Origin of the sequence: Methylobacterium sp. J-048, from assembly GCF_022829515.1 — a bacterium.
GTDB lineage: Bacteria > Pseudomonadota > Alphaproteobacteria > Rhizobiales > Beijerinckiaceae > Methylobacterium.
Genome location: NZ_JAKSYL010000187.1, coordinates 1 through 21,014 on the forward strand (window position 1 = coordinate 1; position 21,014 = coordinate 21,014).

A 21,014-nucleotide genomic window follows, 5' to 3' on the forward strand; every position below is an offset into this window, starting at 1 on the left:
CCAGTCGCGACAGCGGCCTGCTCAGATTGGTAGAGATCAAGCATCGCTACCGGTACGGCATGACCGTCGCTTGGGCACGCGCCGATCTGCTTGGGAATATGGACGCGATGTTGGGGAGGAAGCCATGCGCCTGATCAGCCCGTTCATCATCGCGGTGGCATGGTAGCACACGATGCGGGACCGCCGTGCCACCCACGAAATGCACAACGCGCATGAACAACCTGACCACGGCGTGCAGACAGCGGCCCACCGATGCCGCGACCCTCGGCTGGAATCTGTCGGTGGTGCAGAACGAGGCGGGTCCGCCGGCGCACCCACGACAGGGGCAGGGCGAAATACTACGCCACCCGGAGTCTGCGGACGCGGATCGCGGTGGGTCGTGGCCCGATCCCGCGCACGCTCGGAGGCGGGCCGGCGATCCCGCCGATGCCGGTGCTGTGCCGGTAGGTGTCGCCAAGTTGGCGACACCAGCGGATGCAGCCGCAATTCTGCGGTTGCGTCGAACGCAGGCGCCAAGTTGGCGCTCGCGTCGGTTCAAGTCGCAAACTTGGCGACTCGGTCGGCCGAGGGTTCGCCAAGCTGGCGAAGGCTAAGTTGAGCTTAGAGGTACCCGCTCGGTGGGTGACCATCAGGGGGTCGCGAAACGCTACCCCCTTGGCATCCACGCCCGCCCCAACCTTGGTTGAGACGGTTCGGAGCGAGCGTGGACGGCCGGAGACCAAGCCGACCTAGAAGTGAATGCAAAATGCATGCGACTCCTCACGAACGCAGCTCACGCATCCCGTGGGGGCTCACCCCTTCGCGGCACACACCGTGATCGCGGAGGCACCAGCGAAAGGTCGGCCAGCATCGGCGATCGCCTTGGCTGCCGCTTGGCAGGCTTCCTTGGTGTTGAACTCGACGGATCCGACCGACGCGCCCGATCCGGCCAGCATAATGATGAGCACGTAGACCAACGCATCCTCCTCGGTTCGAGGGTGTCTCTTACCCCATCGAACGCCGCTCGCGCATTCCGCGCAGGGGAGGGGAGTCGTTCGCCACAGTTCGCAAGCGTTCGGGCCGTTCCGCGCTACGGATGTGGATGCAAACGTGGGTATAAAACCAACCTATGGAGCTAAATGCATGTCAGAAAACAATAATTTAGACAACATTGGCGGACGCTCCCTCCGCCATCTGACTCGCAAAACCCTCTACTTATCAGCAGGTTGACGGCGTTCATCGCGGCCCTGCGCCTGATGATCCCGACAAGCCGCCCGTACGGGATGCGCGGGCGGCGTTCGATGGCCTCGGCGGCATCCTCGCACCGGGGCGGATGCATTGGTCTACGTGCTCATCATCATGCTGGCCGGATCCGGCTCCGCGATCGGGTCCGTCGAGTTCAACACCAAGGACGCCTGCGAGGCAGCGGCCAAGGCGATCACGCAGGCCGACCGCCCCTATGCCGGAGCCTCCGCGATCACCGTGTGCGTCGCCAAGGGATAGGCGTGCACGGCCTGAGCCGGGGCGTTCGGACGCGCTCCGCCTGCTGTCTGCTTCCGGGCTCGGGCCGGTCGGTCTCCGACTGCCGCGTCGGCAGACCAGACCCGATCGTGTCGAGATGGGCCGGCGGTGCTTTCGAGCACCGGAGGCGTGATCGATCACTTGAAGATCGGCAGATTAATAAATATTCGACACAGACATCGCCGTGACTATTGAACATTTCTCGATCCGGATGCAGCATTCGCATGCGGACAATGATTCGTTCGGGCCGAATGTACCTTCGGAGGGCGCCCTGTCGGCTGCCGACGAACGGGCCGCACACGGGAGGTTCTCATGCAGCGGAAACACGCTCCAGTCGCGTCGATCATCACGCAGGCGCCGGTCCTGCTCTGCGCAACGCTCCTGTGCGCCACGGCCGCGCTGGCCGAGGACATGCCCCGGCAGGGCGAGTTCCGCGTCACCTACACGTCGACCACGCCGGTGGCGCCGAAGCCGGTCATGATCGGCAACAACCGCACGGCCTCGGCGACGATCAACATGATGACCGCCGTCAACGAATCGAACGGCAAGCTCCTGCACAACATGGCCGGGCGCTGCACCTCGGCGCCGACCGTCGACAACGACGCCAAGACCTTCGAGAATCACGGCTATTGCGACTACGTCGATGCCGACGGCGATCACGTCTTCGAGAAGTGGGACTATCCCGTCCAGCCGCTGGCTGCGGCCACCGAGGGGACCGGCGAATGGATCGGCGGCACCGGCAAGTTCGCGGGGCTGACCGGCACCATGAAGATCCGCTCCCGGCGGCTGACCACCCTCACCGAGGGGGCCGTGCAGGTCACCGGCGAGAAGCTCGGCAGCTACAGCTTTCAGAACACCGTCGCGGACGCGAAGTAGGCGGCCAGCGCATCGTCCTGGGCATCGGAATCAGGACGATGCGCTGGCTTTTTGATTTGCATCGTCGTCTTCCGAAAGCCGGAGGCCACCTTTCGGGACGATGCCCTGGCCTCACGCCGCCGCGACCCGCGTCGTGGCGGCCTCCCAGTCGGCGCCCCATTGTTGCACCACGTGGCCCGGGGAGACCTCCCGGTAGAGCCGCTCCGGCGCGACGTAGTCCGGCGCCCGGATCGGACTGCGGATCTCGTCGTCCGGCAGGGCGTGGCGGTCCCGGCGGCGGGCCGGGTCGGGGACCGGGACGGCGGCGAGCAGCTTCTTCGTGTAGGGGTGCTGCGGGTCGCCGAACACGGCCGCCCGCGGGCCGATCTCCACGATCTCGCCGAGATACATCACGGCGACCCGGTGGCTCACCCGCTCGACCACGGCCATGTCGTGGGAGATGAACAGGTAGGCGAGGCCCATCTCGGCCTGCAGGTCGAGCATCAGGTTGACCACCTGCGCCTTCACCGAGACATCGAGCGCCGAGACCGCCTCGTCGGCGACGATCAGGCGGGGGCGCAGCGCCAGCGCCCGGGCGATGCAGATCCGCTGGCGCTGGCCGCCGGAGAATTCGTGCGGGAAGCGCCCGGCAGCCTCGGCCGGCAGGCCGACCCGGGTCAGCAGCGCCTCGGCCCGCTCCCGCGCCTCCCGGCGGTTGGCGAGGCGGTTGATCAGCAGGGGCTCGGCCACCGCGGCACCGACGCTCATCCGCGGATCGAGGCTGGCGAACGGGTCCTGGAAGATCATCTGCATCCGCTGGCGGCGGGTGCGCAGGGCCTTGGCATCGAGGCTCGCGATGTCCTCGCCGTCGAGCAGGACCGAGCCGGAGAGCGGCTCGACCAGGCGCAGGATCGAGCGGCCGGTGGTGGACTTGCCGCAGCCGGATTCGCCGACCAGCGCCAGGGTCTCCCCGGCCGCGAGGCTGAACGAGACCCGCTCCACCGCGTGGACGCGGCCGGTCACCCGCCCGAACAGGCCGGAGCGGATCTCGAACCGGGTGGTCAGGTCGCGGACCTCCAGGACCGGGCGCTCGGCGGCCTTGACGGTGTCGGGGGTCTCGGGCGTCGGCTCGGCGACGCCGGTGGCCCGGTCGATCACGGGAAAGCGCATCGGCCGGGCCCGGCCCGCCATGGCGCCGAGCCGCGGCACGGCGGCGAGCAGCGCCCGGGTGTAGGGATCCTCGGGCGCGGAGAAAATCCGGGCGGTGGGGCCGGCCTCCACGGCGCGGCCGCGATACATCACCACCGTGCGGTCGGCGATCTCGGCGACCACGCCCATGTCGTGGGTGATGAACAGGACCGACATGCCCTCCTCATCCTGGAGGCTCTTGATCAGGTCGAGGATCTGGGCCTGGATGGTCACGTCGAGCGCCGTGGTCGGCTCGTCGGCGATCAGCAGCCTGGGCCGGCAGGCCAGCGCCATGGCGATCATCACCCGCTGGCGCATGCCGCCGGAGAACAGGTGCGGGTATTGATGGATCCGCGACCGGGCGCCCGGGATCCGGACCTTGTCGAGCAGCCGGACCACCTCGGCCTCGGCGGCGGACCGCGACAGGCCCCGGTGCCGGATCAGCGCCTCGGCGATCTGGAAGCCGATGGTCAGGACCGGGTTCAGGGAGGTCATCGGCTCCTGGAAGATCATGGCGATGGAATCGCCCCGGACCCGGCGCATCTCGGCCTCGGAGGCGGTGAGCAATTCCCGGCCTTCGAAGCGCACGCTGCCGCCGATGCGGCTCGCGTCCCGGGCGAGCAGGCGCATGATCGACAGCGCGCTGACGCTCTTGCCGGAGCCGGATTCGCCGACCAGCGCCACGGTCTCCCGGGGGCCGATGTCGAAGGCAACGCCATGCACCACCTCGCGCCATCGCCCGTCCGAGCGGAAGGCGGCGGTGAGGTCGCGCACCGACAGGATCGGGTCCGTCACGGCCTTGGCTCCTGACTCAGCTTGGTTTCATGCGGCTCCGCGCCTCCTGCCCGCCACCTCATCCTGAGGTGCCGAAGCGCAGCGGAGGCCTCGAAGGAGCCCTCCAGGGATCGCGCGGCCGGCTGGAGGGCTCCTTCGAGGCCCGGCGATCTGTGATCGCCGGGCACCTCAGGATGAGGGGGGCGGGTGGAAGATCCCACGGCAGGCTGCCCCACTTCAAAACACCCGGCGCGGGTCGAGGGCGTCGCGCAGGCCGTCGCCGATGAAGTTGATCGACAGGACCGTCAAAAAAATCGCGCCGCCGGGAAACAGCGCCCAGTGCGGGGCGACGTCGAGATGGTCTTTGGCGTCGAACAGCAGCCGGCCCCAGGTCGGGATGTCCGGGGGGAAGCCGAGGCCGAGGAACGAGAGGGTCGATTCCGCGATGATCGCCGCCGAGACCTCGATGGAGGCGGCTACGATCACCGGCCCGAGCGCGTTCGGCAGGATGTGGCGGCGCACGAGGTGCCCGGTGGTGGCCCCCTGCGAGCGGGCCGCCTCGACGAACTCCTTCTCGCGGAGCGTCAGGAACTGCGCCCGCACCAGCCGGGCGACCGGCATCCAGCGCAGGCCCCCGATCACCGCGACGATCATGAGGAAGACGCCGCCCTGGACCCCGAACACGGCCTTCAGGCTGTCGCGGAACAGGTAGATCACCAGCAGCAGCAACGGCAGCTGCGGCAGGGACAGGAACAGGTCGGTCAGCCACATCAGGGCCGGGTCGAGCAGCCGGCGCGACATGCCGGCGAGCGCCCCGACCACGATTCCGATCAGGCTCGCCACCGCCATGGCGGCGAAGCCCACCGCCAGCGAGATCCGGCCGCCATAGATCATCCGGGCGAGGAGGTCCTGGCCGAGATCGTCGGTGCCGAACGGATGCGCCCAGGACGGACCCTGGAGCTGGGCCGAGAAGTCGATGTCGTCGATGGCGAGCGGCCAGACCAGGGCGCCGAACAGCACGCCGCCGACCAGCACCGCCAGCACGGCGACGCTCGCCAGCGCCAGCCGGTGCCGGCGGAACCGCCGCCAGGTCTCCCGCCCGGGCGAGGCCGGAGCGCGGGGAAGGGGGGGCGCCTCAACGGAGGGCGATGCGAGGGTCGAGCCAGCCATAGAGCAGGTCCGCGACGAGGTTGAACAGGACGACGAGGCCGGCGAACACGAAGGTCACGGCCATCACCACCGGGGTGTCGTTGGCCAGCATCGCGTCGATCAGCAGGGAGCCGATGCCGGGGATCCGGAAGATCTGCTCGGTGACGATGGCGCCGCCGAACACCGCCGGGATCTGCAGGGCGACCAGGGTCACCACCGGGATCAGGGCGTTGCGGGCGATGTGCCGGCGGGTCACCGTGCCCTCGGTGAGCCCCTTGGCCCGGGCGGTGGTGACGTAGTCGAGGCGGGCGACGTCCAGCGCCGAGGCGCGCACGTAGCGGGTGTAGGAGGCGGCCTGGAAGAAGCCCAGCACCGCCACCGGCATGATCGCCTGGCGCACGCTCTCCCAGGCCCAGGCCAGGCCGGTGCCGGGGAGGTTCGCCTGGTAGACGAAGGGCAGCCAGCCGAGCTTGATCGAGAACAGCAGGATGAACAGCAGGCCGGTGAAGAAGGTCGGCAGCGAGAAGCCCACGAAGGCCAGGGTGTTGGCGACCTGGTCGGCCAGCGAGTAGGGCCGGCGGGCGGCGTAGAGGCCCACCGGCACGGCCACCAGCAGGGCCAGGATCTGCGAGGAGCCGACCACGAACAGGGTGGTGGGCAGCCGCTGCAGGATCAGCGTGTCGACGTTCACCCGGCTGGCGAACGAAAAACCCCAATCCCCGTGCAGCATGGCCCAGAGCCAGCGCAGGTAGCGGGTGAAGATCGGGTCATCGAGGCCGAACTTCAGCCGCAGGGCGGCACGCACCTCGGGGGGTACGTTGGGGTTGGCGGCGAGCTCGCCGAACGGGTCGCCCGGCGCGAGCGCCAGGACGACGAACAGGATCAGGCTGATCCCGAGCAGGCTCGGGATCGCGATCAAGAGCCTGCGCAGGATGTAGGCGCCCATTGTTGTGCCTCGATTCTTGGCGCGCGGCTCCCGCTCAGGCCTCCCGGCTCCATTCGGGCAGGAACGACAGGTCGTTGTCCCAGCCGCTGCGCGGCGCCACGAGCGTGGCGGACACCCCCGAGACCTCGGCCCGGTGGACCAGCGGCAGGATGTTCTCCGAGACCGCGAGGTCGTTGGCCTTGATCAGCAGGGCGGCGCGCTTGACCGGGTCGAGCTCGGCCTGGGCGGCTTTATAGGCCGCGTCGTAATCCGCATTGCGCCAGCGGGCGATGTTGCGGCCCTGCCACTTGTTCTCCTTGGTGGCGGCCTCCCACGAGACGTACTGGAGCAGCCAGGTCGACGGATCGGCCTGGGTCATGCTGATCGCGTACATCTCCATGTCCGCGTAGAAATGCGGGAACGTGTCCGGGTTGGCGGTGTCGGAGGAGAAGAACACCGAGCCGGTGACCGATTTCAGCTCGATCTCGATGCCGGCCTTGGCCGCCGCCTGCTTGATGATCGCCTGGGTCTTCTGGCGCGGGGCGTTGATCGAGGTCTGGAACAGCAGCTTCAGGCGCTTGCCGTCCTTGGCCCGGATGCCGTCGGAGCCCTTCGCCCAGCCGGCCTCGTCGAGGAGCGCGTTGGCCTTGGCCGGATCGAACGCGTAGCGGGTGGTCTTCGAGACGAAGCGCTCCGGGCCGTTGACCGAATTGGCCGTGGCCCGGCCGGTGCGGCCGTAGATGTAGTCCTGGATCGACTTGCGATCGACCAGCAGGTTCATCGCGTGGCAGACCTTCGGGTCGGAGAAGGCCGGGTGCTTGGTCTTGAGCGAGGACCGCTCGCCATCGACTTCGACGTTCGGGTCGGTGGTGTTGAGCAGCAGGAACTCGAGCTTGCCGCCGTAGACGACGTCGACCCGGCCCTTGCCGCCGGTCTCCAGGCGCTTGAGCACCTCGTCCTCGACAAGCAGGTTCCAGGCGTAGTCGTACTCGCCGGTCTGGAGCACGGCCCGGGCCGCCGAGACCGCGTCGCCGCCGCCCTTCATCTCGACGCTGTCGAAATACGGGCGGTTGGGCAGGTGATAGGTCGGGTTGCGCTCGCCGCGGACGATGTCGCCGGGCCGGAATTCGAGGAACCGGTACGGCCCGGTGCCCACCGGCGCGAGGTTCTGCGGCGCGTCCCGGGACTTGGCGCCGGTATAGGCGGAAAACAGGTGTTTCGGGATCACCATGCCGACGGTGCCCACGAAGGCATCGCTCCAGTACGGCGTCGGCTTGTCGAACAGGATCCGGATGCTGAGGTCGTCGACCTTCTCGACTTTGCAATCCTTGTAGGAGCCGATCGTGACCGCCGCGGTGGCAGGGTCGCGGGCATACTCCCAGGTGAAGACGAGGTCGTCGGCGGTGAGCGGCTTGCCGTCGTGCCACGTCACGCCCGGCTTGATCTTCCAGACCACCGAGCGGCCGTCCGCGGCGAGCCCGCCATTCTCCTTGGACGGGATCTCGGCGGCGAGCACCGGCACGAGGTTGCCGTCCGGGTCCCAGGCGGCGAGCGGCTCGTAGAAGATCCGCGAGGCCTCCTGGTCCTTGGTGCCGATGGCGAAATGCGGGTTGATCAGCGTCGGCGCCTGCCACCAGAGCAGGCGGAGCGCCCCGCCGCCGCCGGCCTTGGCCGGCTTGTAGGCGGCCCGGAGATCGGCGGCCATCGCCACCCCGTTGTCGGCCAGCATCAGCCCGGCCAGGGGCGCGGAGAGGCCGACCGCCAGCATCCGCTGCACGAAGCCGCGTCGCGACAGCTCGCCCGACTTCACCCGCCCGATGAGGCCGCGCAGATCCCGCTCGTCCATGCACCTATCCCTGATTGTCGCCGCCGCCCGCACACCATCCTTCTGGGTGCGGCTTTGGCAAGGCTCTTGGCAAGGCCCTTGGCAAGGCGCGCGCCAGTTACGCTTGGGGCGAAACGTCGGCGCCGGGGCTCGGCAGCCTGGCCCCGGGCCTGCATGACGGTGCCCGATACGGATTCCGGTCGATGACCTTGAACGGCCTTCCCGTCATTGCGAGCGCAGCGAAGCAACCCAGGGCAGCGCGCGATCTTGGACCGTAGCGGATCCCTGGGTCGCTTCGCTGCACTCGCGATGACGGTGGAAGGATCGGCCGAGCGACGAGACCGGGAAACGCCTGACATGCAGGGTGCCGCACCCGCTATGGTTGCGCGACACGCCCAGCGACACGCTCGGAGACGACCCGATGGACAACCGCAACACCGTGTGGCGCCACGTGGACGCGCAGAAGGAGCGGCTGATCGCCCTCTCGGAGCGCGTCTGGGGCATGCCGGAGGTCTGCTACACGGAAACGCGCTCCTGCGCCGAGCACGCGGCGGAGTTGCGCCACCAGGGCTTTCGCGTCACCGAGCCCGTCGCCGGCATCCCCACCGCGGTGATGGGCGAGGCCGGGGAGGGCGGTCCGGTCATCGCCTTCCTGGGCGAGTACGACGCGCTGCCGGGCCTGTCGCAGGAGGCGGGCGTGGCCGAGCACCGGCCCGTGGAACAGGGCGGCCACGGCCATGGCTGCGGCCACAACCTCCTCGGGGCGGCGGCTTTGCTGGCCGCCACCGCCGTGAAGGATTGGCTGGCCGAGACCGGCACCCCGGGCCGCGTGCGCTATTACGGCTGCCCGGCCGAGGAGGGCGGGGCCGCCAAGGCGTTCATGGTCCGGGCGGGCGCCTTCGCGGATGCCGACATCGCGATCTCCTGGCACCCGGGGAGCTTCTGGGAGGTGGCGCCCCCGGTGGCGCTCGCCAACACCCGAGCGGACTTCGTCTTCACGGGCCGGACCGCCCACGCGGCTGCCGCGCCGCATCTCGGCCGCTCGGCGCTCGACGCGGTGGAGCTGATGAGCGTCGGGGTGAACTACATGCGCGAGCACATGCCCTCGGACGCACGGGTGCACTACGCCTATCTCGACGCCGGCGGCATCGCCCCCAACGTCGTCCAGGCGAGCGCCAGGGTGCGCTACTCGATCCGGGCGCGGGACCTGCCGGGCATGCTGGCCCTGGTCGAACGGGTGAAGAAGGTCGCGCAAGGCGCCGCGCTGATGACCGAGACCACCGTCGAGGTGCGGATCGTCAGCGCCGTGTCGAACCTCCTGGGCAACGACCCGCTGGAGCGGGCGCTCCACGGGGTCATGGAGGAGCTCGGGCCCCCACATTTCGACGCGACCGACCGGGCCTTCGCCACTGAGATCCGGTCCACGCTCAGCGACGGCGACATCGATGCCGTGTTCCGCGCCATCGGGCTGCCGCGCACCGAGGCGCCGCTCGCCGACTTTTTGGTGCCGCTCGACGCCCCGCGCAACCCGGCGGTGGGCTCCACCGATGTCGGCGACGTGAGCTGGGTGGTGCCGACCGTGCAGGCCCACGCGCCGACCGTGGCGGTGGGCACGCCGTTCCACACCTGGCAGGTGGTGGCCCAGGGGCGCAGCCCGGCCGCCCACAAGGCGATGGTCCAGGTCGCCAAGGCGATGGCCGCCACCGGCGCCCTGGCGCTCACCGACCCGGCCCTGCGCGCGGCCGCCAAGGCGGACCTCGCCCGCCGGGTCGGCGCCGCCGGCTACGTCTCGCCCCTGCCCCCGGAGGTGGCGCCGCCGCTGCGGATGTCGGTGGGGTAGAGGGCCGGTCGTCGGCCACACGCGCACGTTTCCCTCCCCCTTTGCGGGGGAGGGTGGGCGCCTGCCATGAAGGCGATGCGCCCTCACCGCCCCCGCATACCGGAACCCGCCGCGAGCGGGTATGACTGGATCCGGGCGGCACGCGCCTCGCACGGCATCACCGATGGACGTCACCCCTACCGAAACGACCTGCGTGGCCATCGTCGGCCTGGGCTATGTCGGGCTGCCGCTCGCCCTGGCGTTCGGGCAGGGCCTGCGCACGATCGGCTACGAGCGTGCCCCCGCCAAGGTCGCGGCCTACCGGGACGGAATCGACCCGGCCGGGGAGATCGAGCCGGCTGCGTTCCGCGCCGCAACCCGCCTGGCGATCACCGACGACCCGACGGCCCTGTCGGAGGCCGACGTGATCATCGTCACGGTGCCGACCCCGGTGGACGACGCCCAGAGCCCGGATTTCAGCCTGCTCACCGAGGCCTCGGCGCTGGTCGGGCGGCACATGCGGCACGGGGCGATCGTGGTGTTCGAATCCACGGTCTATCCCGGCGCCACCGAGGAGGTCTGCGTGCCCGTGCTGGAGCGGCATTCCGGCCTGCGCTGGAAGGCGGGTTTTCACGTCGGCTACTCGCCCGAGCGGATCAATCCCGGCGACCGGGAGCACAGCCTCGCCAAGGTCGTGAAGATCGTGGCCGGCGACACCCCGGAGACGCTGGCGCGGCTCACCGCGCTCTACGGGACGATCATCGAGGCCGGAATCCACGCCACCTCGTCGATCCGTGTCGCCGAGGCCGCCAAGGTCATCGAGAACACCCAGCGCGACCTGAACATCGCGCTGATGAACGAGCTGTCGCAGATCTTCGACAAGCTCGACCTCGACACCCAAGAGGTGCTCCGGGCCGCCGGCACCAAGTGGAATTTTCTGCCGTTCCGCCCGGGGCTGGTCGGCGGCCACTGCATCGGGGTCGATCCCTATTACCTGACCCACAAGGCCGCGATGGTCGGCCACCACCCGCAGGTGATCCTGGCCGGGCGGCGGATCAACGACAGCATGGCGGCCCATGTCGCCCGCAAGACCGTCAAGCTGATCGTCCGGCAGGGTGGCAGTGCCGGGGGTGCGAAGGTCATCGTGCTCGGCCTGACCTTCAAGGAGAACTGTTCGGACCTGCGCAATTCCAAGGTCGCCGACCTGGTCCGGGAGCTGGCGGAATTCGGCTGCGCCGTCTCGGTCCACGATCCCCGCGCCCGCAAGGAGGAGGCGAGGGCCGAGTACGGCATCGACCTCGTCGACTGGGCCGACCTGCCCGACGGGGCCGACGCCGTGGTGGTGGCGGTGCCGCACCGGGACTATGCCGAGCGTCCGCCTGCGGAGATCGCCGCCCGGCTCAGGCCCGGGGGCCTGATCGTCGACGTGAAGGCGCTCTACGAGGCGGACGCGTTCCGGGCGCTGGGGCACGCGGTCTGGCGGCTCTGACAATCCCCTTCCGCGCGAACCATGGCCCTGCGATGATGGGGCTCCCGTTGACAGACTCGCTGTGCTCTCACCGTCATTGCGAGCGCAGCGAAGCAACCTAGGGCGGCGCGCGATCCCAGACCGTAGCGTGTCCCTGGGTCGCTTCGCTGCGCTCGCGATGACGGCGCGGGTCGATAGGCCGAGCGCGTTGGCAGGAAACCGTATGGTACGGCGGGAGCGGCGGGCATGCACCAGACCAATGAAAGTCAAGGGACGCCACCCTTGGACGCGCCGGATCCGGATTTCGCCACCTGGCACGCGCGCTATCCCGAGGCGCAAATCCGAAAGATCCTGACCGACACGCGCACGATCGCCCTGGTCGGCGCCTCTGCGAACCCGGCCCGCCCGAGCTGGATCGTGCTGAAATACCTGCTCGACCGGGGCTACGCGGTCACCCCGGTCAATCCGGGCCTCGCCGGGCAGGACCTGCTCGGGCTGCGGGTGGTGGCCACCCTCGCCGAGATCCCGGAGCCGATCGACATGGTCGAGATCTTCCGCAATTCCGCCGCCGCCGGCCCCCTGGTGGACGAGGCGCTCGCCCTCGACCCGCTGCCCAAGGTGATCTGGATGCAGCTCGGCGTGCGCGACGACGCGGCCGCCGCCCGGGCCGAGGCGCGCGGGCTCACGGTGATCATGAACCGCTGCCCGAAGATCGAGTACGGCCGGCTCTCGGGGGAGATCGGCTGGACCGGGGTGAACTCGCGCATCCTGACCGCGCGGAAGCCGGTTCTGGCCGGCCGGGGCGTCCAGCGGCTCACCATCGCCGAGCGGGGCAAGCGCCCGGAATGACCAGCGCGGTATCATGATACCACTAACGCGAAGTCTTTGCACGAAAAGACGTTTTCGGGATTTCGATTTAATCAGTTGACGTACCGGGTGTCCCCGGCTATCCACCGGCCGTCGCCGCCGCGTGTCCCCACGCGGCGGCTCGTTTTTCGGCACCCCGAAGCTTCAGCGCACCGATCCGTCGGTGTCCGGCGCGTCGGAACCCTGGGATTTCACCATGAAGACCACCTCGCTAAAACCCGCCGAGGTCGACAAGAAGTGGATCGTGATCGACGCGGAGGGCCTCGTCGTCGGCCGTCTCGCGTCGATCGTCGCCATGCGCCTGCGCGGCAAGCACAAGGCCGCCTACACGCCCCACGTCGATTGCGGTGATCACGTGATCGTCGTCAACGCGGACAAGGTGAAGTTCACCGGCCGCAAGTACGTGCAGAAGCGTTACTACTACCACACCGGCTATCCGGGCGGCATCAAGGATCGCACGGCCAAGTTCATCCTCGAAGGGCGCTTCCCCGAGCGCGTGGTCGAGAAGGCCGTCGAGCGCATGCTGCCCCGCGGCCCGCTCTTCCGGCAGATCCTCGGCAACCTCCGCGTCTACAAGGGCGCCGAGCACCCGCACGTGGCCCAGCAGCCGCAGGCGCTCGACGTCGGCGCCCTCAACCGCAAGAATGTGAGCGCTTGATCATGGCGACCCTCCAGTCCCTCGCCGACCTCAACCAGGCGAATACCGGCGCCGTCGATCCCGCCAACGAGGCTCCGATCCACGTCCAGAAGCTGGACGCGCAGGGCCGGGCCTACGCCACCGGCAAGCGCAAGGACGCGGTCGCTCGCGTCTGGATCAAGCCGGGCACCGGCGCGGTCACGATCAACAAGCGTCCGGTCGAGGTCTACTTCGCCCGTCCGGTGCTGCGCATGATCCTGCGTCAGCCGCTGGAGATCGCCAACCGCGTCGACCAGTACGACATCAACGTCACGGTCGCCGGCGGCGGTCTCTCGGGTCAGGCCGGCGCCGTGCGCCACGGCCTCTCGAAGGCGCTGACCTATTACGAGCCGGAGCTGCGCGCGCCGCTGAAGCGCGAAGGCTTCCTCACCCGCGACGCCCGCGTGGTCGAGCGCAAGAAGTACGGCCGCAAGAAGGCCCGCCGCAGCTTCCAGTTCTCGAAGCGCTAAGCCGCGGTTTCATCGACAGTTTGGGGGAGGGCGGTTCCTGCGGGAGCCGCCCTTTTTCGTGTTCGGGCCGGTCTGCGCCGGGGTTGACGGCGGCACCCGAGCGCGGCCGTTCACGGGCTGCGAAGCGCGCGGGCGAATCGCGCGCGGCTCGCGGCATCCGGAAGACGGGACCGACACGATGGCCGACCTCAAGCGACGTGACCTCCTCGCAGCCGGGGCCGGCGGGGCGGCCCTGCTCGCCCTGGCGGGACCGGCCCCGGCAGGGGCCGCCCCGGGTGGCGTCGTCCGGGTGAAGGGTCTCGCGATCGGCGAGGGCCGGCCCAAGATCATCGTCTCGCTCGCCGGCAAGACGCCGGAGGCCGTGCTGGAGCAGGCCCGTGCGCTCGCGGGGCGGCCCGAAATCGACATCGTCGAGCTGCGGGTCGATCACCTCGCCGAGGCCCTCGACCCCGCCGCCTCGGCCGCCCTGGTGGCGCCGGTCGCGGCTTCCATCGGCGGCAAGCCGCTGCTCGCGACCTTCCGGACGAAACGCGAGGGCGGCGAGACCGCGATCGAGGCGCCCCGCTATGCGGCTATCTACCAGGCCCTGCTCGACACCAAGGCCGTGGACCTGATCGACATCGAATTCGCCCTGCTGGAGGCGCCCGCGGTCGCCGCCGTTCAAAGGCGCGCGCAGGGTGCGGGCGTGGCGGTCCTGCTCTCGCACCACGATTTCGCCGGCACGCCGCCGACCGAGAGCCTGCTGGCCCTCCTCGAAGAGCAGGCCGCCCGGGGCGCCGACATCTGCAAGCTCGCCGTGATGCCCAAGGATGCGGGCGACGTGATCCGGCTGCTCGATGCGACCCGGCAGATGCGGTCCCGCCACCCCGACCAGCTGCTCCTGACCATGGCGATGGGCGGGCTCGGCGCGGTGACGCGGGTCTCCGGCGCGGTGTTCGGCTCGGCAGCGACCTTCGGCAAGGTCGGGGCGGCCTCAGCTCCAGGCCAGATGGACGTGGCAGATCTGCGATCCGTCATCGACGCGCTCGGCCGCGCCCTGGAGCCTTGATACGGATGAACAGACGTAGCTTCCTCGCCACCGGGATCGGCCTCGGTCTCGGCCTTGCGGTCGGTCGAGCCTCGGCGGCGCCCCTGCTGCCCGGCCCCAGCTTCATCAACACCGTGCTGCTCGGCGGCTCGCCGGAGCAGAAGCTCCGCGCCGCCCGGGCCGCCGGCTTCGCCCAGGTCGAGCTCTGGACCACCGACGTGGCCCGCGCCGAAGGTGGAGCGGCGGGCGTGCGCGCCCTCGTCAACGAGATCGGCCTTGGCTTCACCGACTATCAGGTACTGCTCGATTTCGACGGGGCGCCGGGCGACAAGCGCGCCGCCAAGCGGGCCGAGGCCCTGACCATGCTCGACACCGCGGCGGCGGCGGGCGCCTCCACGCTGCTCGCCCCCGCTTCCACCGACCCCGATTGCGATCCGGCCCGCATCACCGAGGATCTGGTCTGGCTGGTGGACGAGGCGCGCCGCCGCAGCCTGCGGATCGCCTACGAGGGCCTGGCCTGGAGCACGCTCAATCCGTCGCTGGCCGGCGCCTGGGCGACGATCCGCAACCTCGATCCGCGCCATGCCGGGATCGTGGTCGACAGCTACCACCTGTTCGTCCGCGGCGAGACGCCGACGATCCTCGGCGACATTCCGCCCGAGCGGATCTTCCTCGTCCAGTTCTCCGATATCCCCGGCCCGGTGCAGCCGTCGGATTACCGGGAGGTGGCCCGGCACGCGCGCCTGCTCCCGGGCGACGGGCGCCTGCCGCTTGCGAGCCTCGTCGGAAAGCTCAGCGCGATCGGTTACCGCGGGCCGGTCGGGCTGGAGGTGTTCAACGATCGGCTCAAGGCTGAGTCGCCCGAGGGTGTCGCGAAGCAGGCTTACGGGGCGCTGCAGAAGCTGCTGTCCGAGGGCGCTCTGTAGGGTTTTTCGCGATTTGTTGAACGGAGCCTACCGCGGACGTTCGTGCGAGCGCGGCGGAGCAAGCCCGGGATCCGCCGCATTCGCGGAGCGCGCGCCGCCGAAGTGGACACCGGTTCGGCGCAAGCGAGCGCACCAATCAAAAACCGGGAGTCGTTTCGCATCGTTGCGACACGGTACACGACACTGCCTTGGAGCAGCGGTCGGCCGAGCGGACACAACCGTCGGTCCGATCCTGATCGGCGCTCCTCCAACCCCCCCTCATCCCGAGGTGTGAGCGAAGCGAGCCTCGAAGGAGCCCTCCGGCAAGCCACGCGATCCCTGGAGGGCTCCTTCGAGGGCGCCGCTGCGCGTCGCCACCTCAGGATGAGGGGGTTGGGTTGGACGAGCGCCGATAAAGCCGAAGGCTGCCCCTGTCGTGTACCGTGGCGTCGCGATGACGGTCCGCCCAGCCGCTCATCCAAAGAGTCTGGACGGGTGACTGTATGCACCGCGCACCACGCCACCCGATTACTGACCTAAGTAAAATATACCAGCCAAACGATTGCGCACAAGGGAACATCCGGTTTCGTGACCTGTTACCCGCCGCCGATCCAGTCCGGATCGCATCGGGCGAGGCAGCTGAACCACCGTGACCGCGGGCGTCGACAGACACGAGCTGAGGCAGATCATCGCCGGCCTGACCGAGGGCGTGATCCTGGTCGAGCCGGACCAGACGATCACCTGGGCCAACGACGCGGCGCTCGCCATGCACGGCGCCGGCAGCCTGCAGGAGCTCGGCGAGACCGTCGACGCCTACCGGGACCGGTTCTCCGTCCGCTACCGCAACAACCGGCCGCCCGAGCATTACCCGATCGAGCGGGTGGTGCGCGGCGAGACGTTCCACGACGTCATCGTCGAGGTGGTGCGGTCCGACCAGCCGGACGTCGCCTTCGTGCATTCCCTGCGCAGCCTGGTCGCCACCGACCGGGCCGGGCAGCCGAGCTGCCTCGCGCTGATCCTCCAGAACGTCACGCCGCAATTCGAGGCCGAGGAGCGGTTCGAGAAGACCTTCAACGCCAACCCGGCGCCGGCCGTGATCACCCGCCTGTCCGACCTGCGCCACGTCAAGGTCAATGCCGGCTTCCTGGAGATGACCGGCCACACCCGTGACCAGGTGATCGGGCGCAGCGTCTACGAGGTCGACGTGCTGGCCGACGCCAAGCAGCGCGACCTGGCGGTGACGCGGCTCAATGCCGGCGCGACCATTCCCCAGATGGAGGCCCGGCTGCAGCTCCCGGATGGCGGCACCCGCTTCGTCATCGTGGCCGGCCAGCCGATCGAGATGGGCGAGGAGCCGTGCATGCTCTTCACCTTCGCGGATCTGGAGCTGCGCAAGAAGGCCGAGACCTCGCTCCGCCAGAGCGAGGCGCGCTTCGCCACGGCGTTCCGGATGACGCCGGTGCCGACGCTGCTCGCCCGAGCCGACGGCTTCGCCGTCACCGCGATCAACGAGGCTTTCCCGCGGATCTTCGGCTACGGCCAGGACAAGACTATCGGCCGCTCCGCCGAGGAGATGGGCCTGTGGGTCTCGGATTCCGCCCGGGCGAAGTTCGAGGCCTCGGTCCGGCGCACCGGCTACGTGCTCGGCCTGGAGACGTGCATGCGGCACGAGGACGGGACCGAGATCGACTGCTTGGTCTCGGCCGAGCGGGTGGTGATCGGCGACGACGATTACATCCTGGCGGTGCTCCAGGACATCACCGAGCGCAAACGCTCCGAGCGCGAATTGTTCACTGCGATCGAGACCGTGATGGCCGACACCTCGTGGTTCAGCCGCGGCCTGATCGAGAAGCTCGCCGGCCTGCGCCATCCCGGCCGCGACAGCGCCGACGAGGGCGTCCAGAGCCTCACGGTCCGGGAGCGCCAGATCCTCGGGCTGGTCTGCGCCGGCCTGTCGGACGAGGCCATCGCCAAGCGGCTGAACCTGTCGCGCAACACCGTGCGCAATCACGCCGCCTCGCTCTATCGCAAGCTCGGCGTCCACAAACGCACCGAGGTGATCGTCTGGGGCCGGGACAATGGCTTCACCACGCGGGAAGCCAGTCCATGAGCTGAACGATACCGGTATGAATTAACTATTGATCCGAGAAAATCTGACCCCACCTGCGGTATCGTTCGAGATCAACCCGCGAGAAGCCCGAATTTCGAAATCGAGACCGTCATGCGGGCAACCCCCGGTCCAGTCTCGGGTTCACGCATCAGAGCTCATGGCCCGGCGACGCGGCATCGCCGCGACGAGCCCGGCCCAGCGCGCTTCGCAGAAGTCCGACGCGAGACCCCGGATGCCGCGCCACGCGCAGTCCAGGTCGAGCGGCGCACACCCACCACCCCAAACTGCAACACCCGAACAGGAGAAACACTATGGTTGATACCGATCGCGTGACGGGAGCCGCCAAGGAATTCGTCGGCAAGGCCCAGGGCGCCGTGGGCGACCTCACCGGCTCGAAGGGCGACTCCGTCGAGGGGCGCTTCCGCGAGGCGCAGGGCTCGGCCGAGAACCTCTACGGCCAGGCCAAGGACACGGCCCGCAATGTCGCCGACGAGGCCGGCCGCTACGCCGAGGACGCCTACGAGAACGCCGGCGACTACGCCCGCCGGGGCTCCCGCGCCGTGGCCCAGCAGGTCGAGGAGAGCCCGCTCGTCGCGCTGCTGATCGCCGGCGCCGTCGGCTACGGCCTCGCTCTGCTCATGCACGCCCGCCGCTGAGCGCGGCCACCCTTTTCGATACGACGACCAGGAGTACACAGTGACCGCATCCCCCAGCCTCTCGACCGCGCCGCTCGCCCATACGAGCGACGCGCGCACCGTCCTTCTCCACCAGGTTTCGTGGGGCGCGATCTTCGCGGGTGCCACCACGGCGCTGGTCGCCCAGGTCATCCTCAACATGCTCGGCGTCGGCATCGGCCTATCCAGCGTCGGCATGAACGCCGCCGACAACCCGGCCGCCTCGACCCTGTCGATGAGCGCCGGCATCTGGTTCGTGGCCTCGGGCATCGTCGCCTCGCTGATCGGCGGATTCCTGGCCGGGCGGCTCTCGGGCAAGCCGGTGGGCGGCGCGGCCGGCCTGCACGGGCTGGTGTCCTGGTCGGTGACCACCCTGGTCGTCCTCTACCTGCTGACCTCGGCGGTGGGCGGGATCGTCGGCGGCGCCTTCAATGGCGTAGCGACCACGCTGGGCGGCGCCGGCAACCTCGTCGGCGGCACCGTGCAGACCGCGGCGCAGGCTGCGGCGCCCTCGCTGTCGAAGATCACGAACCCGCTCGACGGGATCGAGAGCACCGTGCGCCAGCAGGCGTCCGGCCAGGATCCGCAGGCGGCGCGTGATGCGGCCGTGGCGGCGGTGCGAGCTGTCCTGACCGGTGATCCGGCCCAGAAGCAGCAGGCCGAGACCCGGGCTGCGGACGCTCTGGCCAAGGTGCAGGGCATCCCGGCCGACCAGGCCAAGCAGCAGATCCAGGACTACGAGAAGCAGTACGACCAGGCGGTCGCCACCGCCAAGCAGAAGGCCGAGGCTGCCGCCGTCGCCACCAAGTCGGCGGCCACGCAGGGCGCCTTCTACGCCGCCCTCGCGCTGATCCTCGGCGCGCTGGCCGCCTTCCTGGGCGGTCGCCTCGGTGCCCCGAAGGCCGAGACCCTGGTCGAGTCCTACGGCGCCCGCCGCGCCTGAGACCCGCGGTCCCCGCGCGCCTTGCGCGGGGATCGATCGACCCGGGACGGGACACCCCGATCCGGGTCGCCGACGCGCTCGCTTCCCCCGTCGCCCCCACGGAGAACTCCGATGATCCGCAAGCTCCTCACCATCTTCGTTCTGCCGAAGCTGATCGCCTATGTCGGCCGCCGCTTCGCCGGCCGGTCCGCGGCCCCGTCGCGTCGCCCGCGCTGACACCCTTCGCGAGCCCCGGGATCCGCCGGCCGAGGCTCGCGAGCGAGACGCTTTCGGCGGACACTTGAGAGGACACGCCAGGAGGACACGCCATGAGCAAGGGTTACCCCTCGATGACCGCGCTGCTGGGCCTGCTGGCCCTCGCCGGCTACCAGAACCGCGACAAGCTCGCCGAGCTGCTGAAGGGCCACGATCACGGGACCAGCCCGTCGCCCGTCCCATCCGTGCCGAACCCCGCCTCCGCGAGCGGCACCGACCCGGTCTCCCGCCTCGGCGGATTGCTGGGCGGCACCGGGGCGGCCGGGGTCGGCGGCCTGATCGCCAGCGGCCTCAGCGAACTGGTCGACCATTTCACCAAGGGCGGGCACGGCGAGACCGCGACCTCCTGGATCAATCACGGCACCAACCGCGACATCCCCGAGGCCGACCTCGAGCGCGCCATCGGCCCTGAGACCCTCGACCACCTGACGCAGCAGACCGGGCTCAGCCGGGCGGCCCTGCTGGCGCGCCTGTCCCGCGAGCTGCCCTCGGCGATCGACCGCTACTCGCCGGACGGCCGCCTGCCGACCTGACGGCGTTGACAGGGGCGTCCGCAGGCTCCACCTCCGAGGCGTAACGGCCGGGCGTGATTCTGGCCTGCGAGACGGATCATGGCGAGCGAAGCAGCGACGCGGCCCATCGTGTTCATCGACGGCGAGGCCGGCACCACCGGCCTCGGCATCCGCGAGCGCCTGGAGCGCGACGGCCGCGTGACCCTGCGCAGCATCGCGCCCGAGCACCGGAAGGATCCGGAGGCGAAGCGCGCCCTGCTGGCCGAGGTCGATCTCGCGGTCCTGTGCCTGCCGGACGACGCCGCGAAGGAGACGGTGGCGCTCGCCGACAGCCTGCCCGCGGGCGGCCCGCGCATCCTCGACGCCAGCACCGCCCACCGGGTCGCCCCCGGCTGGACCTACGGCTTCCCGGAGATGACCCGGGAGCAGGGCGCCGCCGTGGCCCGCGCCCGGCGGGTGGCCAATCCCGGCTGCTACCCGACCGGCGGCATCGCGCTGCTGCGCCCCCTGGTCGAGGCCGGCCTGATCCCGGCGGATTTCCCGATCAGCGTCAACGCGGTCAGCGGCTATAGCGGCGGCGGCAAGGGCATGATCGAGGAGTACGAGCGGGGCGGCGCGGCGCCGTTCCTGCTCTACGGCCTCGGCTTCGCCCACAAGCACGTGCCGGAACTTCAACTTTATAGCGGGCTCACCCGGCGGCCGATCTTCGTGCCGTCGGTGGGCAATTTCCGCCAGGGCATGCTGGTGAGCGTGCCGCTCCACCTCGACGCGCTGCCGGGCAAGCCCGCGGCCGGCGACCTGGAGGCGGCCCTGCGGGATTGGTACGCCGGCCAACCCCTGGTCCAGTTGACGACCGGCGCCGAGACCGGCGCCCACCGCGAAAAGATCACGCCCGAGGATCTCAACGACACCGACCGGCTGGAGCTGCGGGTGTTCGGCTCGTCCGAGCACGGGCAGGCGGTGCTGGTGGCGCGCCTCGACAATCTCGGCAAGGGCGCTTCCGGGGCGGCGGTGCAGAATCTCGGGCTGATGCTTGGGCTCGACGCCTGATTTTTTGCCGCCTCCGGGAATA

At 69.8% G+C, this 21,014-nt stretch carries 19 protein-coding genes; 14 read left to right on the forward strand and 5 right to left on the reverse strand.

Features of this window, described 5'->3' with window-relative positions; translation table 11 throughout:
- Positions 1-791: 791 nt before the first annotated feature.
- Entirely contained in the window at positions 792-956 is a 165-nt protein-coding gene (locus tag MKL09_RS19035) for a hypothetical protein (RefSeq protein WP_244022791.1), read from the reverse strand.
- A 370-nt stretch (positions 957-1,326) separates the two neighbouring features.
- On the opposite strand from MKL09_RS19035, the gene MKL09_RS19040 reads away from it, so the two are divergent.
- Together MKL09_RS19040 and MKL09_RS19045 are read left to right on the forward strand one after the other, a co-directional pair.
- A complete protein-coding gene (locus MKL09_RS19040) occupies positions 1,327-1,482 on the forward strand; it encodes a hypothetical protein (RefSeq protein ID WP_244022694.1) in 156 nt (51 codons plus the stop codon).
- 330 nt (positions 1,483-1,812) lie between these two features.
- Positions 1,813-2,376 carry a hypothetical protein gene (locus tag MKL09_RS19045; RefSeq protein WP_244022696.1) on the forward strand — a complete coding sequence of 188 codons (564 nt, stop codon included), beginning with the start codon at positions 1,813-1,815 and terminating at the stop codon, positions 2,374-2,376.
- A gap of 111 nt (positions 2,377-2,487) precedes the next feature.
- On the opposite strand, the gene MKL09_RS19050 is transcribed toward MKL09_RS19045, so the two are convergent.
- From MKL09_RS19050 to MKL09_RS19065, 4 genes are all read right to left on the reverse strand, one after another.
- Positions 2,488-4,338: an ABC transporter ATP-binding protein gene (locus MKL09_RS19050; RefSeq protein ID WP_244022697.1), complete on the reverse strand. Its 1,851-nt coding sequence runs from the start codon at positions 4,336-4,338 to the stop codon at positions 2,488-2,490.
- A 216-nt stretch (positions 4,339-4,554) separates the two neighbouring features.
- The gene (locus MKL09_RS19055) at positions 4,555-5,487 is read right to left on the reverse strand and encodes an ABC transporter permease (protein ID WP_244022699.1); all 933 of its coding nucleotides are present in this window, start codon (positions 5,485-5,487) and stop codon (positions 4,555-4,557) included.
- Positions 5,453-6,412, reverse strand: coding sequence for an ABC transporter permease (locus tag MKL09_RS19060; protein WP_244022701.1), 960 nt, complete (start codon positions 6,410-6,412; stop codon positions 5,453-5,455). Before MKL09_RS19060 ends, MKL09_RS19055 begins: the two co-directional genes overlap by 35 nt.
- 34 nt (positions 6,413-6,446) lie before the next feature.
- A complete protein-coding gene (locus MKL09_RS19065; RefSeq protein ID WP_244022703.1) occupies positions 6,447-8,237 on the reverse strand; it encodes a peptide ABC transporter substrate-binding protein in 1,791 nt (596 codons plus the stop codon).
- 400 nt (positions 8,238-8,637) lie between these two features.
- Between MKL09_RS19065 and MKL09_RS19070 the strand changes: the two genes are divergently transcribed.
- From MKL09_RS19070 to argC, 12 genes are all read left to right on the forward strand, one after another.
- Positions 8,638-10,056, forward strand: a complete 1,419-nt coding sequence (locus MKL09_RS19070; protein WP_244022705.1) for a M20 family metallopeptidase — start codon at positions 8,638-8,640, stop codon at positions 10,054-10,056.
- Between the two features lie 163 nt (positions 10,057-10,219).
- Positions 10,220-11,524 carry a nucleotide sugar dehydrogenase gene (locus tag MKL09_RS19075; RefSeq protein WP_244022708.1) on the forward strand — a complete coding sequence of 435 codons (1,305 nt, stop codon included), beginning with the start codon at positions 10,220-10,222 and terminating at the stop codon, positions 11,522-11,524.
- 225 nt (positions 11,525-11,749) lie between these two features.
- Entirely contained in the window at positions 11,750-12,352 is a 603-nt protein-coding gene (locus tag MKL09_RS19080; protein ID WP_244022710.1) for a CoA-binding protein, read from the forward strand.
- Positions 12,353-12,566: 214 nt separating this feature from the next.
- Positions 12,567-13,028 (forward strand): 50S ribosomal protein L13, encoded by a 462-nt coding sequence (gene rplM / locus MKL09_RS19085; protein WP_147855873.1) that lies wholly within the window; start codon positions 12,567-12,569, stop codon positions 13,026-13,028.
- Between the two features lie 2 nt (positions 13,029-13,030).
- The gene (gene rpsI / locus MKL09_RS19090) at positions 13,031-13,516 is read left to right on the forward strand and encodes a 30S ribosomal protein S9 (protein ID WP_244022712.1); all 486 of its coding nucleotides are present in this window, start codon (positions 13,031-13,033) and stop codon (positions 13,514-13,516) included.
- A 178-nt stretch (positions 13,517-13,694) separates the two neighbouring features.
- A complete protein-coding gene (gene aroD / locus MKL09_RS19095) occupies positions 13,695-14,564 on the forward strand; it encodes a type I 3-dehydroquinate dehydratase (RefSeq protein WP_244022714.1) in 870 nt (289 codons plus the stop codon).
- A 5-nt stretch (positions 14,565-14,569) separates the two neighbouring features.
- Entirely contained in the window at positions 14,570-15,469 is a 900-nt protein-coding gene (locus MKL09_RS19100; RefSeq protein ID WP_244022716.1) for a sugar phosphate isomerase/epimerase family protein, read from the forward strand.
- Between the two features lie 628 nt (positions 15,470-16,097).
- A complete protein-coding gene (locus MKL09_RS19105) occupies positions 16,098-17,558 on the forward strand; it encodes a helix-turn-helix transcriptional regulator (RefSeq protein WP_244022718.1) in 1,461 nt (486 codons plus the stop codon).
- A gap of 311 nt (positions 17,559-17,869) precedes the next feature.
- Positions 17,870-18,214, forward strand: a complete 345-nt coding sequence (locus MKL09_RS19110; RefSeq protein WP_244022720.1) for a CsbD family protein — start codon at positions 17,870-17,872, stop codon at positions 18,212-18,214.
- A 40-nt stretch (positions 18,215-18,254) separates the two neighbouring features.
- The gene (locus MKL09_RS19115) at positions 18,255-19,175 is read left to right on the forward strand and encodes a PhnA-like protein (RefSeq protein ID WP_244022722.1); all 921 of its coding nucleotides are present in this window, start codon (positions 18,255-18,257) and stop codon (positions 19,173-19,175) included.
- 308 nt (positions 19,176-19,483) lie between these two features.
- A complete protein-coding gene (locus tag MKL09_RS19120) occupies positions 19,484-19,963 on the forward strand; it encodes a YidB family protein (RefSeq protein ID WP_244022724.1) in 480 nt (159 codons plus the stop codon).
- 78 nt (positions 19,964-20,041) lie between these two features.
- Positions 20,042-20,992: an N-acetyl-gamma-glutamyl-phosphate reductase gene (argC, locus tag MKL09_RS19125; protein ID WP_244022726.1), complete on the forward strand. Its 951-nt coding sequence runs from the start codon at positions 20,042-20,044 to the stop codon at positions 20,990-20,992.
- Positions 20,993-21,014: the final 22 nt, after the last annotated feature.